We start from the raw sequence: 14,479 nt of genomic DNA on the forward strand, positions 1-14,479 counted from the left end.
CGCGCCTGTAGACAGTGTCACAGTCGAACTCTATAAAGACGGCGTGGCAACTGGTCAAGTACAAGAGTTGACCAAAGACAACAACTGGACAGCCAGCTTTGAGCAACTGCCCGTCTCTGCGACCCTTGGTGGAGCAGCTCATCAGTACACCGTCAAAGAAGTTGGGGAAACTTCAAACAGCATTTTACTTGCAGGCAAGTGGTATGGAGTTGATTACGCAGGAAGCATGAAAGAAGGCTTCACCATCACCAATAAGGAAAAGACTCCAACAAAACCTTCTACACCAAATAATCCAGAATCGAATAAACCAGAGGTACCAAATACAAGTAATAACAAGACATTACCTAATACAGGAGATGGAAGCAACGTATCCCAATATGTATGGATAATGTTAACCTCAGGAGTATTACTGATGCTAATAGGATATAGACGTAAAAATCAAGGATAGTAGAAATAAGGAATAACTTCACTACTGTAAAGGATAGTGCTTAGAAGTCATGGGCAACTGTAGTGGGGAACATATAACTAAGTACGAGAGAGAATCAGATTGGTTCTCTCTTTTTGATATTCAAAGCAATGAGAATTCTAGTTTTAAAGTTGTCAAAGTTCTTCAAGTTTTGTGTCAGGTTATGGATGAAACTTAACGTTAAGGCTCTTATTATCGGCAGGCTTCTTCAGGCAATTTGAATATTAAGATTTACCTACTTTAGAAATGATAGAGCTTGCTAATTTCAGAAAATTTTCCCACTCTTTCATAAAGTGTGGTAGAATAGAAGAACTAAAATGACAAGGGGATTTATATGGAACAAACATTCTTTATCATTAAGCCAGATGGTGTGAAGAGAGGTCTAGTTGGCGAGGTTTTGAAAAGAATTGAGCGACGTGGTTTCAAACTCGAAAAATTAGAGTTACGTTCAACAGTTTCAGAAGATTTGATTGACCAACACTATCGCGACTTAGTTGGAAAAAGTTTTTATCCTCCTATCCGCCAATTTATGACCTCAGGTCCAATAATTGTTGGAATCATTTCAGGTCCCAAGGTAATTGAAAGCTGGCGTGACATGATGGGGGCTACTCGTCCAGAAGAGGCTCTTCCGGGGACCATCCGGGGAGATTTTGCTAAGGCGGCAGGAGAAAATCAACCCATTCAAAACGTCGTACATGGATCAGATTCAGAAGAGTCAGCTAAACGAGAAATCGCCCTCTGGTTTAAGGATTAGATTAGAAGAGAACAGTTCTGTGAATGACGGAACTGTTTTTTGTACAGTTCAGCGTCCTAATGTGACATTTTGGAAGTCATTTATCATTTTCTAATCCTGTCAGAGTATAATTTCTTATACGGAGGAAGAAAAGGAAATGATGAAATCAATTCGTGTTTTATTATTATTAGCTGTCGCTCAAATTTTATTTGGAAGTTGTTTATTGTGGAAGGAATCATTTTTATCCTTAAGAGAAGAAAATGTCTATTTTTTAATTCTCATAGTGGGAGTTTCTGGTTTTTGTGCTGGGATTAATTACTTCCATACCTTGGGTCATAAAAGTCATAGTATTTTGCATTCTGCAGAGAAAGTGAAGCTTATCCATAATCTTCTTTTAATCATCAATCTTTTAGCCAGCTGTTTCATTTTATCGGAAAGTATCCAAGTTGGTACTGAGCTTCAGCAGGATCTGGTTGACCTCTTTTTGCCTTCATTCTTTTTCTTGCTGGGAGTAGATCTATGGATTTTCTTACCTTTTGATAAATATATTCGGGATATGGACAACCATCTCAACAAGAAGAGAACGGTTGTGATTTCCGTTTTAGGCACGATTATTTTCTTGAGAAATCCCGTAACGATCTCCTCCATTCTCCTTTATATCGGTCTCGGTTTTTTATGTGCGCGTTTCCTCTTTCCAAAATCCGTGCAAAGGGAAATTTCATTTTACGGACATGTGATTCGCGATGTTTTATTTGTTATTTGTATTTTTACCTTTTTCTAAGAAAGGAAAGGAGAACTATAAATTTAGCATAGTAAGTCTATAAAGAAAATTCACACAAAAGAAAACTTTTTGGTATAATAGTAACATGTACACAAAAAATGAAGAAGAGCTTCGAGCTCTCGGAGAAAGATTAGGTCATTTGCTTCAAAAAGACGATGTTCTGATCTTGACGGGAGAGTTGGGTGCGGGTAAAACAACCTTTACAAAAGGCCTTGCCAAGGGTTTGGATATCCGTCAGATGATTAAAAGTCCAACTTATACTATCGTGAGAGAGTATGAAGGGCGTCTGCCGCTTTACCATTTGGATGTCTACCGTATCGAAGGAGACGCTGATTCTATTGACTTGGATGAGTTTCTCTTTGGTGGCGGTGTGACTGTTATTGAGTGGGGGCATCTTTTGGGTGAGGATTTACCAGATTCCTATTTGGAATTGGAAATTTTGAAAGAAGCTGAGGGTCGTTGTCTTCATTTTACGGCTCATGGCCCTCGGGCTGAACAACTCATCAAGGAGCTTCATGATGGAGTATGAGTTGTGCATTCGTGAGGCAGAGACTTCAGATGCTACAGCTTTGATTGCATTTTTAGATTGTGTCGGTCAAGAGACAGACCTCACTAGCCTAGATGAAAATGGTATCATGATGACAGCGTCTGAAATGGCTCTTTTTATCGAAAAACAAGCTGCATCGGAGAATCAAATTACTCTTCTCGCCTCACTGAATGATGAGATTGCAGGTATCTTAAATATCACAGCGGATCAACATTTAAGAGTTCGGCATATTGGAGATGTTTTTCTAGCAGTTCGCAAGAAATTTTGGAACCAAGGCTTGGCTACAATACTCCTAGAAGAAGGCATCGAGTGGGCTAAAGACAGTGGTGTCTTGCGCCGCTTGCAACTCAGTGTACAAAAACAAAACGAGGCTGCTATCCACCTCTATTCAAAAATGGGATTTATCATAGAAGGCTTGCAAGAAAGAGGAGCCTATTTAGCAGAAGGGATATTTTTAGATGTTTGTCTGATGGGCAAATTGATAGATGAATAACAAGATGATTAAAAAATTAATTGGAATGGTTCTAGGTTTCCTAGCAGTAACAGTTTTAGGTGTAGCGGTTTATGGCTATACCATCTACCAACAGGGAACAGAAACCCTAAGTAAAAAGACTTACAAAAAAATCGGGGAAGAAACCAACGTTATCGAAGCGACGGAGCCACTGACTATCCTCTTGATGGGGGTAGATACGGGAAATTCGGAACGTACAGATCCGTGGGCAGGGAATAGTGATTCCATGATTCTCTTGACGGTTAATCCAAAAACAAAGAAAACCACTATGATGAGTTTGGAACGAGATATTCTGACCAAGATTGAGAGTGGAAATGGCCAAGTTCAGGAAGCCAAACTCAATGCGGCCTATGCCAATGGCGGTGCGGAGCTTGCAATTTCTACTATTCAAAAGATGATGAATATCCACATTGACCGCTATGTAATGGTCAACATGCAAGGCCTTCAACAATTGGTGGATGCAGTTGGTGGAATCACTGTCAACAATACACTTGGTTTTCCAATTTCCATCACTGACCAAGAAGAGTTTAATAAGATTTCCATTGGTGTTGGGGAACAAAACTTGAATGGTGAGGAAGCCTTGGTGTATTCACGGATGCGTTACCAAGACCCTGAAGGAGACTACGGCCGTCAAAAACGTCAACGTGAAGTCATTCAAAAAATCGTAGAGAAGGTTTTGAGTCTAAACAGTGTGAGCCATTATCAAGGTATCCTCAAAGCTTTGAGTGACAACATGCAGACCAATGTGGACTTATCAGCTAAGAGCATTCCACAATTGCTCGGCTATCAAGATTCTTTCAAGAATATCGAAACGCATCAATTGCGCGGAGAAGATGCTGAGCTACAGGGAATTTCTTATCAGATTGTCACTTCAGAACATATGCTCGAAATGCAAAATCTCTTGCGTAGTTCACTAGGTAAAGAGCCAGTGACAGAATTGGAAACCAATGCGGTACTGTACGAAACAGCCTTTGGTCGGACAGCGCCTTCAACCAGTACTAGTGTTTCAAACGAAGAGGTAGAATAAAACAAAGAATCAAATCGTGGGAAATTTCCTGCGATTTTTTCAAAAAAATTCGAATAGATAAATAGGAGGAAAAATGAAAGCAGAAATTATTGCTGTCGGAACAGAAATTTTAACAGGGCAGATCGTCAATACCAATGCTCAGTTTTTATCAGAGAAGTTAGCCGAAATCGGGGTAGATGTTTATTTTCAAACAGCTGTCGGAGACAATGAAGCTCGTCTTTTGTCCTTGCTTGAGATTGCGAGTCAACGTAGTAATCTTGTGATTTTGACAGGGGGCTTGGGACCAACCAAGGATGATTTGACCAAACAAACTCTGGCTAAATTTTTGGGAAAAAATCTAGAGTTTAATCCTCAAGCGCAGGAAAAACTAGATATCTTTTTTGCCCAAAGGCCAGACTATGCGCGAACACCAAATAATGAGCGGCAAGCCCAAATTGTAGAAGGGGCGACCCCACTACCAAATGAGACTGGTTTAGCAGTAGGAGGGGTGTCGGAAGTAGATGGCGTGACCTACGTAGTCCTTCCAGGACCGCCAAGTGAGTTGAAACCCATGGTCTTAAATCAGCTCTTACCCAAGTTAATGACTGGTACTAAGCTCTATTCACGAGTGCTCCGTTTCTTTGGAATTGGGGAGAGTCAGTTGGTGACCATTTTGGCGGATTTGATTGACCATCAAACAGATCCGACCTTGGCGCCGTATGCCAAGACGGGAGAAGTGACCTTGCGCTTGTCCACAAAAGCAGTCAGTCAAGAAAAGGCTGATCGAGTGCTGGATATCCTAGAAAATCAAATCTTGGATCGTCAGACTTTTGAGGGAATTTCTCTGCGAGACATCTGTTATGGATATGGGGAAGAAACCAGTCTCGCAAGTGTCGTTGTAGAAGAGCTAAAGAAGAGACAGAAAAGCATTACTGCGGCAGAAAGCTTGACGGCAGGTCTCTTTCAAGCTACTTTAGCAGACTTTTCGGGCGTCTCAGCAATCTTTAATGGCGGTTTTATCACTTACAGCCTAGAAGAAAAGTCTAAGATGTTGGATATTTCCGAGCAAGAGCTAAAAGAACACGGGGTCGTTTCTGAGTTTACGGCTCGAAAAATGGCAGAGCAGGCACGGCTCAAGACTCAGTCTGATTATGGAGTCAGTCTGACAGGTGTAGCTGGGCCAGATAGCCTAGAGGGGCATCCAGCCGGCACAGTTTTTATTGGACTGGCACATGCAAAAGGGACAGAGGTGATCAAGGCTAATATCGCAGGACGGAGTCGAGCAGATGTACGTCACATCGCGGTTATGCATGCCTTTAACCTAGTTCGCAAGGCTTTATTAAGTGACTAAATTTTGATATAATAGTAAATAGGTCTAAGGACCAGTAGAATATAGGAGAACAGAATGGCGAAAAAACCAAAAAAATTAGATGAGATTTCAAAAAAGTTTGGAGCGGATCGTGAAAAAGCCTTGAACGATGCTCTTAAATTGATTGAGAAAGACTTTGGTAAAGGCTCAATCATGCGTTTAGGCGAGCGCGCGGAGCAAAAAGTGCAAGTCATGAGTTCAGGGTCCTTGGCTCTTGACATTGCTCTTGGTTCAGGTGGTTATCCTAAGGGACGTATCATCGAAATCTATGGACCAGAATCATCTGGTAAGACAACGGTTGCCCTTCACGCTGTTGCGCAAGCACAGAAAGAAGGTGGTATTGCAGCCTTTATCGATGCGGAACATGCTCTTGACCCAGCCTATGCTGCAGCCCTTGGTGTAAACATTGACGAATTGCTCTTGTCACAACCAGACTCAGGAGAGCAAGGTCTTGAAATTGCTGGAAAATTGATTGACTCAGGTGCAGTTGACCTTGTTGTTATTGACTCAGTTGCGGCCCTTGTACCTCGTGCAGAAATTGATGGGGATATTGGAGACAGCCACGTTGGTTTGCAGGCTCGTATGATGAGTCAGGCCATGCGTAAACTTGGTGCTTCTATCAATAAAACCAAAACAATTGCCATCTTTATCAACCAGTTGCGTGAAAAAGTTGGGGTTATGTTTGGAAATCCAGAAACAACACCTGGTGGACGTGCTCTGAAATTCTACGCTTCAGTCCGTTTGGATGTTCGTGGAAGCACACAAATCAAAGGAACTGGTGACCAAAAAGATACCAATGTCGGTAAGGAAACCAAGATCAAGGTCGTGAAAAATAAGGTAGCTCCACCGTTTAAGGAAGCCTTCGTTGAAATCATGTACGGAGAAGGGATTTCTAAGACTGGTGAGCTCTTGAAGATCGCAAGTGATCTCGATATCATCCAAAAAGCAGGAGCGTGGTACTCTTACAAGGGTGAAAAAATCGGGCAAGGATCTGAAAATGCTAAGAAATACTTGGCGGATCACCCAGAGATTTTTGATGAGATCGACCATCAGGTTCGTGTTCAATACGGTTTGATTGAAGATGAAGAAGGAACCACTTCTACTTCTGCCGCTGAAGATTTGGCACCTAACCAAGAAGTGACGCTTGACCTAGGCGATGGACTTGAAATCGAAATTGAAGATTAAAGATAAAACTAGGGAAAGCTTTCAAAATCATAAAAACGCATAATATCAGGTATTCAGAACCTTGATATTATGCGTTTTATTGTGAGAAAGTTCGTTAGACTTCTCTTCCTTGAAACAACTAATGATCACTAAAGCGCCTGTATTTGATGTGAAAGTCAAAATAATGTTCATCTTGTAATTTTTGGAAGATGTCGCGATAGGCTTCCTCGTCGAAATGGTCACCGCGGTAGAGAATTTCAAAACTCAAGCCATCATACTCTAGAAAAGCGTTAGCTGTTTTGAAGCCATTTTGTTGATAGAAGCTCATACGAGCTTTTCTTTGTTCCAAGTTATCGCATTCTTCATCCAATCGCTCTACTTCAAGCAACATGGTTCGCTGATAAAAATCAGTTAGTTTGTCGATAATTTCCTTCCCATACCCGTGACTTCTTAAGTGAGGCATGATGGCAAAAAAGCTGATATAGAAGGCCTTTTGGTTGGAGATGGCAAAAGCAAAGCCAACAAATTCTTCTTCGTTATAAAAAGCAAAAAAGTGGGCGTCATCTCGGTCCTGATAGCGCAAAAACTCAGAAAGAGGGACCCGTTCTTCCTCGGGGAAAGCTTCGTTATTTAGCTTTTCAACTTTATCAAGATCTGGAAACACATCGGTTATTAATTGACTGGTCAAACTCATAAATGACCTCCTTTCCTTGATTATAGCAAATTGTCTCTCTGTAAGCAATTGATTTCAGGATTCGTTAAAGAATCTTGTCGGTCCTCTGGAAAGCTGATATAATATCTTTATGAATAAAAAACGAACAGTGGACCTGATTCATGGCTCCATTCTCCCCTCGCTTTTGAGTTTTGCCCTTCCAATTCTGTTGTCCAATATCTTCCAACAACTGTATAATACAGCTGACGTCTTGATTGTAGGGCGGTTCCTTGGACAAGAATCCCTAGCAGCAGTAGGAGCAACGACGGCTATTTTTGATCTGATCATCGGCTTTGCCCTCGGAGTTGGAAATGGGATGGGAGTTGTCATCGCTCGCCTTTACGGTGCTCGTAATTTTGCTAAGATTAAAGAAGCTGTTGCAGCAACTTGGATTCTGGGTGCCATCCTGAGTGCTCTTGTCATGCTGATGGGTTTCTTCGGTCTTTATCCACTCTTGCAGTACCTAGAAACACCTGTAGAAATCCTTCCTCAATCCTACGAGTACATCTCCATGATTGTTACCTGTGTAGGGGTTAGTTTTGCTTACAATCTTTTTGCAGGCTTACTGCGCTCGATTGGTGATAGCCTTGCGGCTCTTGCTTTTCTTATCTTCTCAGCTATCGTTAATGTGATCTTGGATTTGTATTTTATTACGCAACTGCATCTGGGTGTTCAGTCTGCTGGTCTTGCGACTATTATCTCGCAAGGTCTGTCAGCTATTCTCTGTTATTTTTATATTCGTAAGAGTGTTCCAGAACTTCTTCCAGGCTTGAAACATTTCAAATGGAATAAGTCTCTCTATGTTGATCTCTTGGAGCAGGGGCTAGCCATGGGTCTGATGGGGTCAATCGTCTCTATCGGAAGTGTCATTTTGCAATCCTCTGTCAATAGTTTTGGTGCAGTCATTATCAGTGCTCAAACAGCAGCGCGCAGAATCATGGCCTTTGCCTTGCTGCCAATGACGGCTATTTCAGCATCGATGACGACTTTTATCTCTCAAAATTTTGGGGCGAAACGTCCCGAACGTATTGTCCAAGGCCTTCGTTTAGGGAGCTATTTGAGTATGTCTTGGGCAGCCTTTGCCTGTATTTTCCTATTTTTTGCCAGTCCTAGCCTAGTCTCTTTCTTGGCGAGTTCGACAGACAGCTACTTGGTAGAAAACGGGACCTTGTACTTACGTATCAGTTCTGTATTTTATCCATTTTTAAGCCTTTTATTGATTTATAGAAATAGCTTGCAGGGACTAGGCCAAAAACTTTTGCCACTTATATCTAGCTTTATCGAGTTGTTTGGGAAAATTATTTTCGTAGCTTGGATTATTCCATGGACAGGCTATACAGGTGTTATTCTCTGTGAACCGCTACTCTGGGTTGTGATGACTGTCCAACTTTACTTCTCCCTTTCCCAACACCCTTGGATAAAAGAAGGCAAGAAAATCGTGGCAGTCGGAGGGAAATTCTAGCTTGCTTTGCAAAAGAAAATCCATTTCCTCTAGTGAAAATCAGCTAGACTTGTGTTATAATAAGAAAGATTAAAATGTGAAAAAAGGAGATTCCTAATGGGACGTAAATGGGCCAATATCGTAGCCAAGAAAACGGCTAAAGATGGAGCTAACTCTAAAGTGTATGCAAAATTTGGTGTAGAAATCTATGTAGCAGCTAAAAAAGGGGAACCAGATCCAGAATCAAACACTGCTTTGAAATTCGTTATCGATCGTGCTAAACAAGCGCAGGTGCCAAAACACGTTATTGATAAGGCTATCGATAAGGCAAAAGGAAACACAGACGAAACCTTTACAGAAGGACGTTACGAAGGATTTGGACCAAATGGTTCTATGCTGATTGTGGATACCTTGACTTCAAACGTCAACCGTACAGCTGCGAACGTTCGTGCTGCTTTTGGTAAAAATGGCGGTAACATGGGAGCTTCAGGTTCTGTTTCTTACCTCTTTGACAACAAGGGTGTTATCGTATTTGCTGGTGATGATGCGGATGCTATCTTTGAGCTTTTGCTTGAAGCAGACATTGATGTGGATGATGTAGAAACAGAAGAAGGAACAATCACTGTTTACACAGCTCCAACTGACCTTCACAAGGCTATCGTTGCCCTTCGTGAGTCAGGTGTCGAAGAATTCCAAGTTACTGAACTGGAAATGATTCCTCAGTCAGAAGTTGAGTTGTCAGGTGAAGATTTGGAAACCTTTGAAAAACTTTACAGCGTTCTTGAGGATGATGAGGACGTCCAAAAGATCTACACAAATGTTGATGGATTCTAATAAAAAAGCGAACAGACTTGCTAGCTGTTCGCTTTTTATATTTGAGATTAGATTCTGGTTCCAGAATCTCTTTGCTGCTGGCTTTCTCCTAGGCCTACAGCTATTTTATGAACTAGTAAGAGCTGTCCATTGTCCTGTTTTGCAAAAGTTAAGGTAACAGTCTTGATCTTGTCACCAATAGAGATATAGGTGACTTTTCTCGTATCGTATCCCCCAATAGTGGAATCAAGCTCAGAGTCTGGCAGTCCGTGTTTTTTGATAATATCCTTGTAATTGGTACCACCTTTTCCTTTGTTATCAAGGTCACCTTCGATTAAAGCGTCGAACTGTTCTTGGGTCCAAGTGAAGGTATCGTCTTCTTCCTCCTCTTCAGGGAGTGAATCAATGGTATCATCTGTCAGGTCGCGTTCCATTGAGGAGCTAGCTTCTCTATAGGAACGGTTAAACTCTCTGACAAACTCTTTGTAGACATTAGCATACAACATCTGGGTCGTAAGGAAGAGTATAATAGAAGCAATTGACAAGGATGTTCCGATAATGGCCATTGTTTTCCGTTTTTTGAGGTTGACGATAAGGCCGATAATACCTAAGATCAAAGCGATAATAGCGATGAAAAACGATAGATAGTTAATAAATGGGATCCAAGATCCTAAAAGTGCGATGGCTCCAAAAATGGTTGCTAAAATCCCTAAAACCTTTTGTTCTTCTGGTTTCATTTGAACGTTTTCTCCCTTCATCAAGTGAATGGATTCCTATCCACGGTAGCTAGTGCTTATTATAGAGAAAATATTCTCCAATGTCAATTCAGACTAAAATAGTTCTCTAGGGAACTTTTTTCTTGACATCTTTTCTGAAAATGATAAAATAGTTCTCATGGAAACTTAATTAGTTCTCCAGAGAACTATTTTCATTTAGAAGGGAGAAAACATGGATAAACCGATGTTGGTCTTTAAACGTTTTGGGCATCAGGTTCACCTTATGGTGCAACAGGAAGCAAAACGTTGTGGTATTGAATTTATGGGCGGACCGCAGGGCCAAGTTATACGATTTTTAGACTATCGTGAGGAGTCTGAACAGGCGGTGTTAATCAAGGATATTGAGCAGGAACTCAATATCACCAAGTCAGTCGCCAGCAATCTAGTCAAGCGCATGGTACAAAATGGTTTGGTCGAGTTAGAGGCGAGCCCGAGCGATAAGCGGGCAAAATTTGTTCGCCTGACGGAGAAATCGCGTTCGCAGATGCAAAAAGTTAAAGCTTTTTTTGATCGGATTGATCAGAGCCTGCTAGAGGGTGTTTCAAAGTCAGACTTGGCAATCTTTGAAAAGGTACTCGGGCAATTGCAAGAAAATATTGAGAAGATAGGAGGAGAGAATGAAGAAACTCGCTAAACGTATTACAGGAAAAGAGTGGGGAATGATCGTCCTTACGATTCTTTTCACTTGTTTCTCGGTCTATCTCGAGTTAGAGGTACCGACCTACATTTCGCAAATTACAGAATTACTCGGAACGTCAGGGACACAGATGGATGCACTCTGGTCACCAGCTGCGAAGATGATTGGATTGTCTTTATTGGCTTTCTTTTCATCTGTTATGGTTGGTTTCTTTGCTGCTCGTGTTGCAGCATCCTATACAACCCATCTACGTAGAGACGTATTTCATCAGGTTTTGGATTTTTCACAGACAGAGATCAAGCGCTTTTCAATCCCAAGTCTTTTGACTCGGACGACCAATGATATTACCCAGGTACAGATGCTCTTTACCATGGGCTTGCAAGTGGTTACTCGTGGGCCGATTATGGCTATCTGGGCCATTGGAAAAATCCTTGGGAAGTCGGAATACTGGCTCTGGGCAGTAGTGGTAGCCGTCATTGTCAATGTCTTGATGACCACTGTTCTCATTACTCTAGCCTTTCCAAAACAATCTGTCATCCAAAAATTGACAGATAAACTCAATAGCATCACTCGTGAAAGTTTGACTGGGATTCGAGTTGTTCGTGCATACAATGCGGAAGATTACCAAGATAAGAAATTTGAAGCAGCCAACGATGAGGTAACACGTCTCAATCTCTTTGTCAATCGCTTGATGGCCATTATGAATCCCATTATGATGGCGATTTCTAGTGGCTTGAGTCTAGCCATTTACTGGATTGGTGCCTATATCATCAACGATGCAAGTTTGACAGAACGTTTGCCACTCTTTAGTGATATGGTGGTCTTCATGTCCTATGCTATGCAGGTCGTGATGGGCTTCCTTCTCATGGGAGCACTCTTTATCGTTCTTCCTCGTACCTTGGTTTCGGCAGGACGTATCAATCAAGTATTGGATCTGCATTCTTCTATTGAAAATCCTAGTCATGCACAGACAGCGGATCCTTCAGTTCAAGGACAAGTGGAATTCCGTGATGTGACTTTCCGCTACTCTAAAAACTCAGAAGCAGTCGTGGAACATGTCACTTTCAAAGCAGAAGCGGGTCAAACCGTAGCCTTCATCGGATCGACTGGATCAGGTAAGTCTACGCTTGTCAACCTCTTGCCACGTTTTTACGACGTTTCAGATGGACAAATCCTAGTGGACGGAGTTAATGTGCAAGATTACGATTTGGAAGATTTGCGCAATAAGGTCGGCTATATTCCACAAAAAGCTGTACTCTTTTCTGGAGATGTCAAGGGGAACTTGGACTTTGGTAAGAGCAAAGAAACTCCTCTGAGCGAGGCTGCTATGTGGCAAGCTCTTGAATTGGCCCAGTCTAAAGCATTTATCGAGGACAAGGAAGCAGGTCTTGCATCAGAAGTAGCCCAAGGTGGAACCAACTTCTCAGGAGGTCAAAGACAGCGTTTGGCCATTGCGCGTGCCTTGGCTCGTAAACCAGAGATTCTCATCTTTGATGACTCTTTCTCAGCCTTGGACTACAAGACAGATCGTGTCCTTCGCCAAGAGCTAGCTGAGAAAACAAAATCCATGACCAAACTTATCGTAGCGCAGCGGATTTCTACCATTATGGATGCTGACCTGATCTTAGTCTTGGATCAAGGAAAAGTCGTGGGGCAAGGCACCCACAAGGAACTTCTAGCTACCAATGAAGTCTACCAAGAAATTGCCTACTCACAACTATCGAAGGAGGAATTGGAACATGGAAAATAAGAAAATGTCTTTTTGGAAACACTCTAAACCTTTTCTAGCAGGTCTCCAACTTCCCCTACTAGTAGCGGTTGTAGCAGCTGTATGTTCAAGCATCATCACGGTTTATGGACCAACCAAGATTAAAGAAATTACCAACTTAATCTCAGATGGTTTGATGACGGGAATTGACCTAGAGGCTGTTTCAAGTATTGCTAGCTTTTTAGTGATTCTCTATGTACTTGGTGCTATCCTTAACTATACACAGGCCTATATCTTTTCAACAAGTATCCAACATTTTTCAAAACGCTTGCGGACGGCAATTGCTGAAAAAATCAATCGTTTGCCCCTTGGCTATTTTGATCGTCATTCTCAAGGAGATACCCTTTCGCGCGTGACCAATGACGTTGATACGGCCGCTCAATCTCTCAATCAAAGTTTGGGAACAGTACTCTCAGCTAGCTTCTTGTTGATTGCTGTTTTGGTGACCATGTTTAGCATGAACTGGATTTTAGCTCTGGTAACGGTTGTTTCTACGCTTGTTGGTTTTGCGGCAGTTTCCGTAATTATGGCTAAGTCACAAGGGTACTTTAGAGCTCAGCAAAACAACTTGGCGGCTGTCAATGGTTATGTAGAAGAAATGTATTCGGGACACAATGTTGTAACGAGCTACAACGCAGTAGACACCTCTAAAGCGAAATTTGCAGGTTTGAATCAGAACTTGCACGACAGCATCTGGAAATCTCAGTTTATCTCTGGTATCATGATGCCAGCCATGTTCTTTGTTGGGAATTTTAGCTATGTTTTGGTCATCATCGTTGGGGCCGCGCTTGCTCTAAAAGGGCATATCACTATCGGGGTTATTGTAGCCTTTATGGTCTATGTTCGTACCTTCTCACAACCCCTGTCACAGATTGCCCAAGGGATTACCAGCTTGCAACAAGCCAGTGCAGCCATGGGACGTGTCTTTGAATTTCTAGGTGAAGCTGAGATGCAGGATGAATCCCATAAGGAAAGACAATTGACTGGCATGAGGGGAGAAGTGGTCTTTGATCGCGTATCCTTTGGCTATACACCAGAACGCACCATCATCCATGACTTTTCTGCGACAGCTCATGCAGGCCAAAAGGTCGCTATCGTTGGGCCAACTGGAGCTGGTAAGACAACCATTGTCAATCTTTTGATGAAGTTCTATGAGGTTGATAAGGGAAGTATCCGTATCGATGGCGTGGATACTAAGGACATGAAGCGTTCGGAAGTGCATGATGCCTTTTCAATGGTCTTGCAAGATACTTGGCTCTTTGAAGGAACCATTCGGGAAAATCTCATCTACAATCAAACGGGCATCAGCGATGAGCGGATGATGGAAGCTAGCAAGGCTGTAGGAATCCATCACTTTATCATGACTTTGCCAGATGGCTACGATACTCTTTTGGATGACACAGTGACCTTGTCTGTCGGACAGAAACAGCTCTTGACTATCGCTCGTGCTTTATTGAAAGATGCACCGCTCTTGATTTTGGATGAAGCGACATCCTCAGTTGACACACGTACAGAGGAATTGATTCAGAAAGCCATGGACCGTTTGATGGAAGGCAGAACTTCCTTTGTCATTGCCCATCGCTTGTCAACTATTCGTAATGCTGATTTGATTCTTGTCATGAAAGATGGCAATATCATCGAACAAGGCAATCATGAGGAGCTGATGGCGCAAGGTGGCTTCTATGCCGACTTGTACAATAGCCAATTTACAGAAGACGAAGCAGAAGAATAAATCTAAAGAAGGCTTGACGGCCT

15 protein-coding genes are annotated in these 14,479 nt (G+C 42.1%); 13 read left to right on the top strand and 2 right to left on the bottom strand.

The window, feature by feature from the left end:
* The 8 genes from M1F74_RS00005 to recA form a co-directional block, all read left to right on the top strand.
* A partial coding sequence (locus M1F74_RS00005) for a Cna B-type domain-containing protein (protein WP_247945929.1) occupies positions 1 to 448 on the top strand: 448 nt, incomplete at its 5' end.
* Between the two features lie 352 nt (positions 449 to 800).
* Positions 801 to 1,220, top strand: a complete 420-nt coding sequence (ndk, locus tag M1F74_RS00010) for a nucleoside-diphosphate kinase (RefSeq protein WP_247945930.1) — start codon at positions 801 to 803, stop codon at positions 1,218 to 1,220.
* 136 nt (positions 1,221 to 1,356) lie between these two features.
* The gene (locus tag M1F74_RS00015) at positions 1,357 to 1,980 is read left to right on the top strand and encodes a hypothetical protein (RefSeq protein WP_247945931.1); all 624 of its coding nucleotides are present in this window, start codon (positions 1,357 to 1,359) and stop codon (positions 1,978 to 1,980) included.
* An 85-nt stretch (positions 1,981 to 2,065) separates the two neighbouring features.
* Positions 2,066 to 2,509 carry a tRNA (adenosine(37)-N6)-threonylcarbamoyltransferase complex ATPase subunit type 1 TsaE gene (tsaE, locus tag M1F74_RS00020; RefSeq protein WP_000288252.1) on the top strand — a complete coding sequence of 148 codons (444 nt, stop codon included), beginning with the start codon at positions 2,066 to 2,068 and terminating at the stop codon, positions 2,507 to 2,509.
* Positions 2,499 to 3,020, top strand: coding sequence for a GNAT family N-acetyltransferase (locus tag M1F74_RS00025; RefSeq protein ID WP_247946210.1), 522 nt, complete (start codon positions 2,499 to 2,501; stop codon positions 3,018 to 3,020). The genes tsaE and M1F74_RS00025 overlap by 11 nt, the downstream gene beginning before the upstream one ends.
* A 4-nt stretch (positions 3,021 to 3,024) precedes the next feature.
* Positions 3,025 to 4,065, top strand: a complete 1,041-nt coding sequence (gene brpA, locus M1F74_RS00030) for a biofilm formation/cell division transcriptional regulator BrpA (RefSeq protein ID WP_247945932.1) — start codon at positions 3,025 to 3,027, stop codon at positions 4,063 to 4,065.
* A 73-nt stretch (positions 4,066 to 4,138) separates the two neighbouring features.
* Complete coding sequence (locus M1F74_RS00035; RefSeq protein ID WP_247945933.1) at positions 4,139 to 5,395, top strand: competence/damage-inducible protein A; 1,257 nt, start codon at positions 4,139 to 4,141, stop codon at positions 5,393 to 5,395.
* 54 nt (positions 5,396 to 5,449) lie between these two features.
* Positions 5,450 to 6,598: a recombinase RecA gene (recA, locus tag M1F74_RS00040; RefSeq protein ID WP_001085446.1), complete on the top strand. Its 1,149-nt coding sequence runs from the start codon at positions 5,450 to 5,452 to the stop codon at positions 6,596 to 6,598.
* Positions 6,599 to 6,716: 118 nt separating this feature from the next.
* Here recA and M1F74_RS00045 read toward each other — a convergent pair whose 3' ends face one another.
* Complete coding sequence (locus M1F74_RS00045) at positions 6,717 to 7,271, bottom strand: GNAT family N-acetyltransferase (protein WP_000060287.1); 555 nt, start codon at positions 7,269 to 7,271, stop codon at positions 6,717 to 6,719.
* A gap of 109 nt (positions 7,272 to 7,380) precedes the next feature.
* On the opposite strand from M1F74_RS00045, the gene M1F74_RS00050 reads away from it, so the two are divergent.
* The gene (locus M1F74_RS00050) at positions 7,381 to 8,751 is read left to right on the top strand and encodes an MATE family efflux transporter (RefSeq protein ID WP_247945934.1); all 1,371 of its coding nucleotides are present in this window, start codon (positions 7,381 to 7,383) and stop codon (positions 8,749 to 8,751) included.
* Between the two features lie 96 nt (positions 8,752 to 8,847).
* A complete protein-coding gene (locus tag M1F74_RS00055) occupies positions 8,848 to 9,564 on the top strand; it encodes a YebC/PmpR family DNA-binding transcriptional regulator (protein WP_247945935.1) in 717 nt (238 codons plus the stop codon).
* A 47-nt stretch (positions 9,565 to 9,611) separates the two neighbouring features.
* Here the strand turns inward: M1F74_RS00055 and M1F74_RS00060 are convergent, their stop codons facing one another.
* Positions 9,612 to 10,301 (bottom strand): CD20-like domain-containing protein, encoded by a 690-nt coding sequence (locus M1F74_RS00060; RefSeq protein WP_247946211.1) that lies wholly within the window; start codon positions 10,299 to 10,301, stop codon positions 9,612 to 9,614.
* A 190-nt stretch (positions 10,302 to 10,491) separates the two neighbouring features.
* Between M1F74_RS00060 and M1F74_RS00065 the strand changes: the two genes are divergently transcribed.
* From M1F74_RS00065 to M1F74_RS00075, 3 genes are read left to right on the top strand one after another with little or no spacing between them, the layout of a single operon-like run.
* The gene (locus M1F74_RS00065) at positions 10,492 to 10,953 is read left to right on the top strand and encodes a MarR family winged helix-turn-helix transcriptional regulator (protein WP_247945936.1); all 462 of its coding nucleotides are present in this window, start codon (positions 10,492 to 10,494) and stop codon (positions 10,951 to 10,953) included.
* On the top strand, positions 10,937 to 12,706 hold the full coding sequence (locus M1F74_RS00070; protein ID WP_247945937.1) for an ABC transporter ATP-binding protein: 1,770 nt from the start codon (positions 10,937 to 10,939) through the stop codon (positions 12,704 to 12,706). Before M1F74_RS00065 ends, M1F74_RS00070 begins: the two co-directional genes overlap by 17 nt.
* Positions 12,696 to 14,456, top strand: coding sequence for an ABC transporter ATP-binding protein (locus M1F74_RS00075; protein WP_247945938.1), 1,761 nt, complete (start codon positions 12,696 to 12,698; stop codon positions 14,454 to 14,456). The genes M1F74_RS00070 and M1F74_RS00075 overlap by 11 nt, the downstream gene beginning before the upstream one ends.
* Positions 14,457 to 14,479 lie beyond the last annotated feature (23 nt).

This window comes from Streptococcus oralis (assembly GCF_023109315.1).
In the GTDB taxonomy this organism is placed as follows: Bacteria; Bacillota; Bacilli; order Lactobacillales; family Streptococcaceae; genus Streptococcus; species Streptococcus oralis_BS.

Coding starts and splice junctions, on each gene's coding strand:
- ndk (WP_247945930.1), top strand. CDS start 801: ATGGAACAAACATTCTTTATCATTAAGCCAGATGGTGTGAAGAGAGGT.
- M1F74_RS00015 (WP_247945931.1), top strand. CDS start 1,357: ATGATGAAATCAATTCGTGTTTTATTATTATTAGCTGTCGCTCAAATT.
- tsaE (WP_000288252.1), top strand. CDS start 2,066: ATGTACACAAAAAATGAAGAAGAGCTTCGAGCTCTCGGAGAAAGATTA.
- M1F74_RS00025 (WP_247946210.1), top strand. CDS start 2,499: ATGGAGTATGAGTTGTGCATTCGTGAGGCAGAGACTTCAGATGCTACA.
- brpA (WP_247945932.1), top strand. CDS start 3,025: ATGATTAAAAAATTAATTGGAATGGTTCTAGGTTTCCTAGCAGTAACA.
- M1F74_RS00035 (WP_247945933.1), top strand. CDS start 4,139: ATGAAAGCAGAAATTATTGCTGTCGGAACAGAAATTTTAACAGGGCAG.
- recA (WP_001085446.1), top strand. CDS start 5,450: ATGGCGAAAAAACCAAAAAAATTAGATGAGATTTCAAAAAAGTTTGGA.
- M1F74_RS00045 (WP_000060287.1), bottom strand. CDS start 7,271: ATGAGTTTGACCAGTCAATTAATAACCGATGTGTTTCCAGATCTTGAT.
- M1F74_RS00050 (WP_247945934.1), top strand. CDS start 7,381: ATGAATAAAAAACGAACAGTGGACCTGATTCATGGCTCCATTCTCCCC.
- M1F74_RS00055 (WP_247945935.1), top strand. CDS start 8,848: ATGGGACGTAAATGGGCCAATATCGTAGCCAAGAAAACGGCTAAAGAT.
- M1F74_RS00060 (WP_247946211.1), bottom strand. CDS start 10,301: ATGAAGGGAGAAAACGTTCAAATGAAACCAGAAGAACAAAAGGTTTTA.
- M1F74_RS00065 (WP_247945936.1), top strand. CDS start 10,492: ATGGATAAACCGATGTTGGTCTTTAAACGTTTTGGGCATCAGGTTCAC.
- M1F74_RS00070 (WP_247945937.1), top strand. CDS start 10,937: ATGAAGAAACTCGCTAAACGTATTACAGGAAAAGAGTGGGGAATGATC.
- M1F74_RS00075 (WP_247945938.1), top strand. CDS start 12,696: ATGGAAAATAAGAAAATGTCTTTTTGGAAACACTCTAAACCTTTTCTA.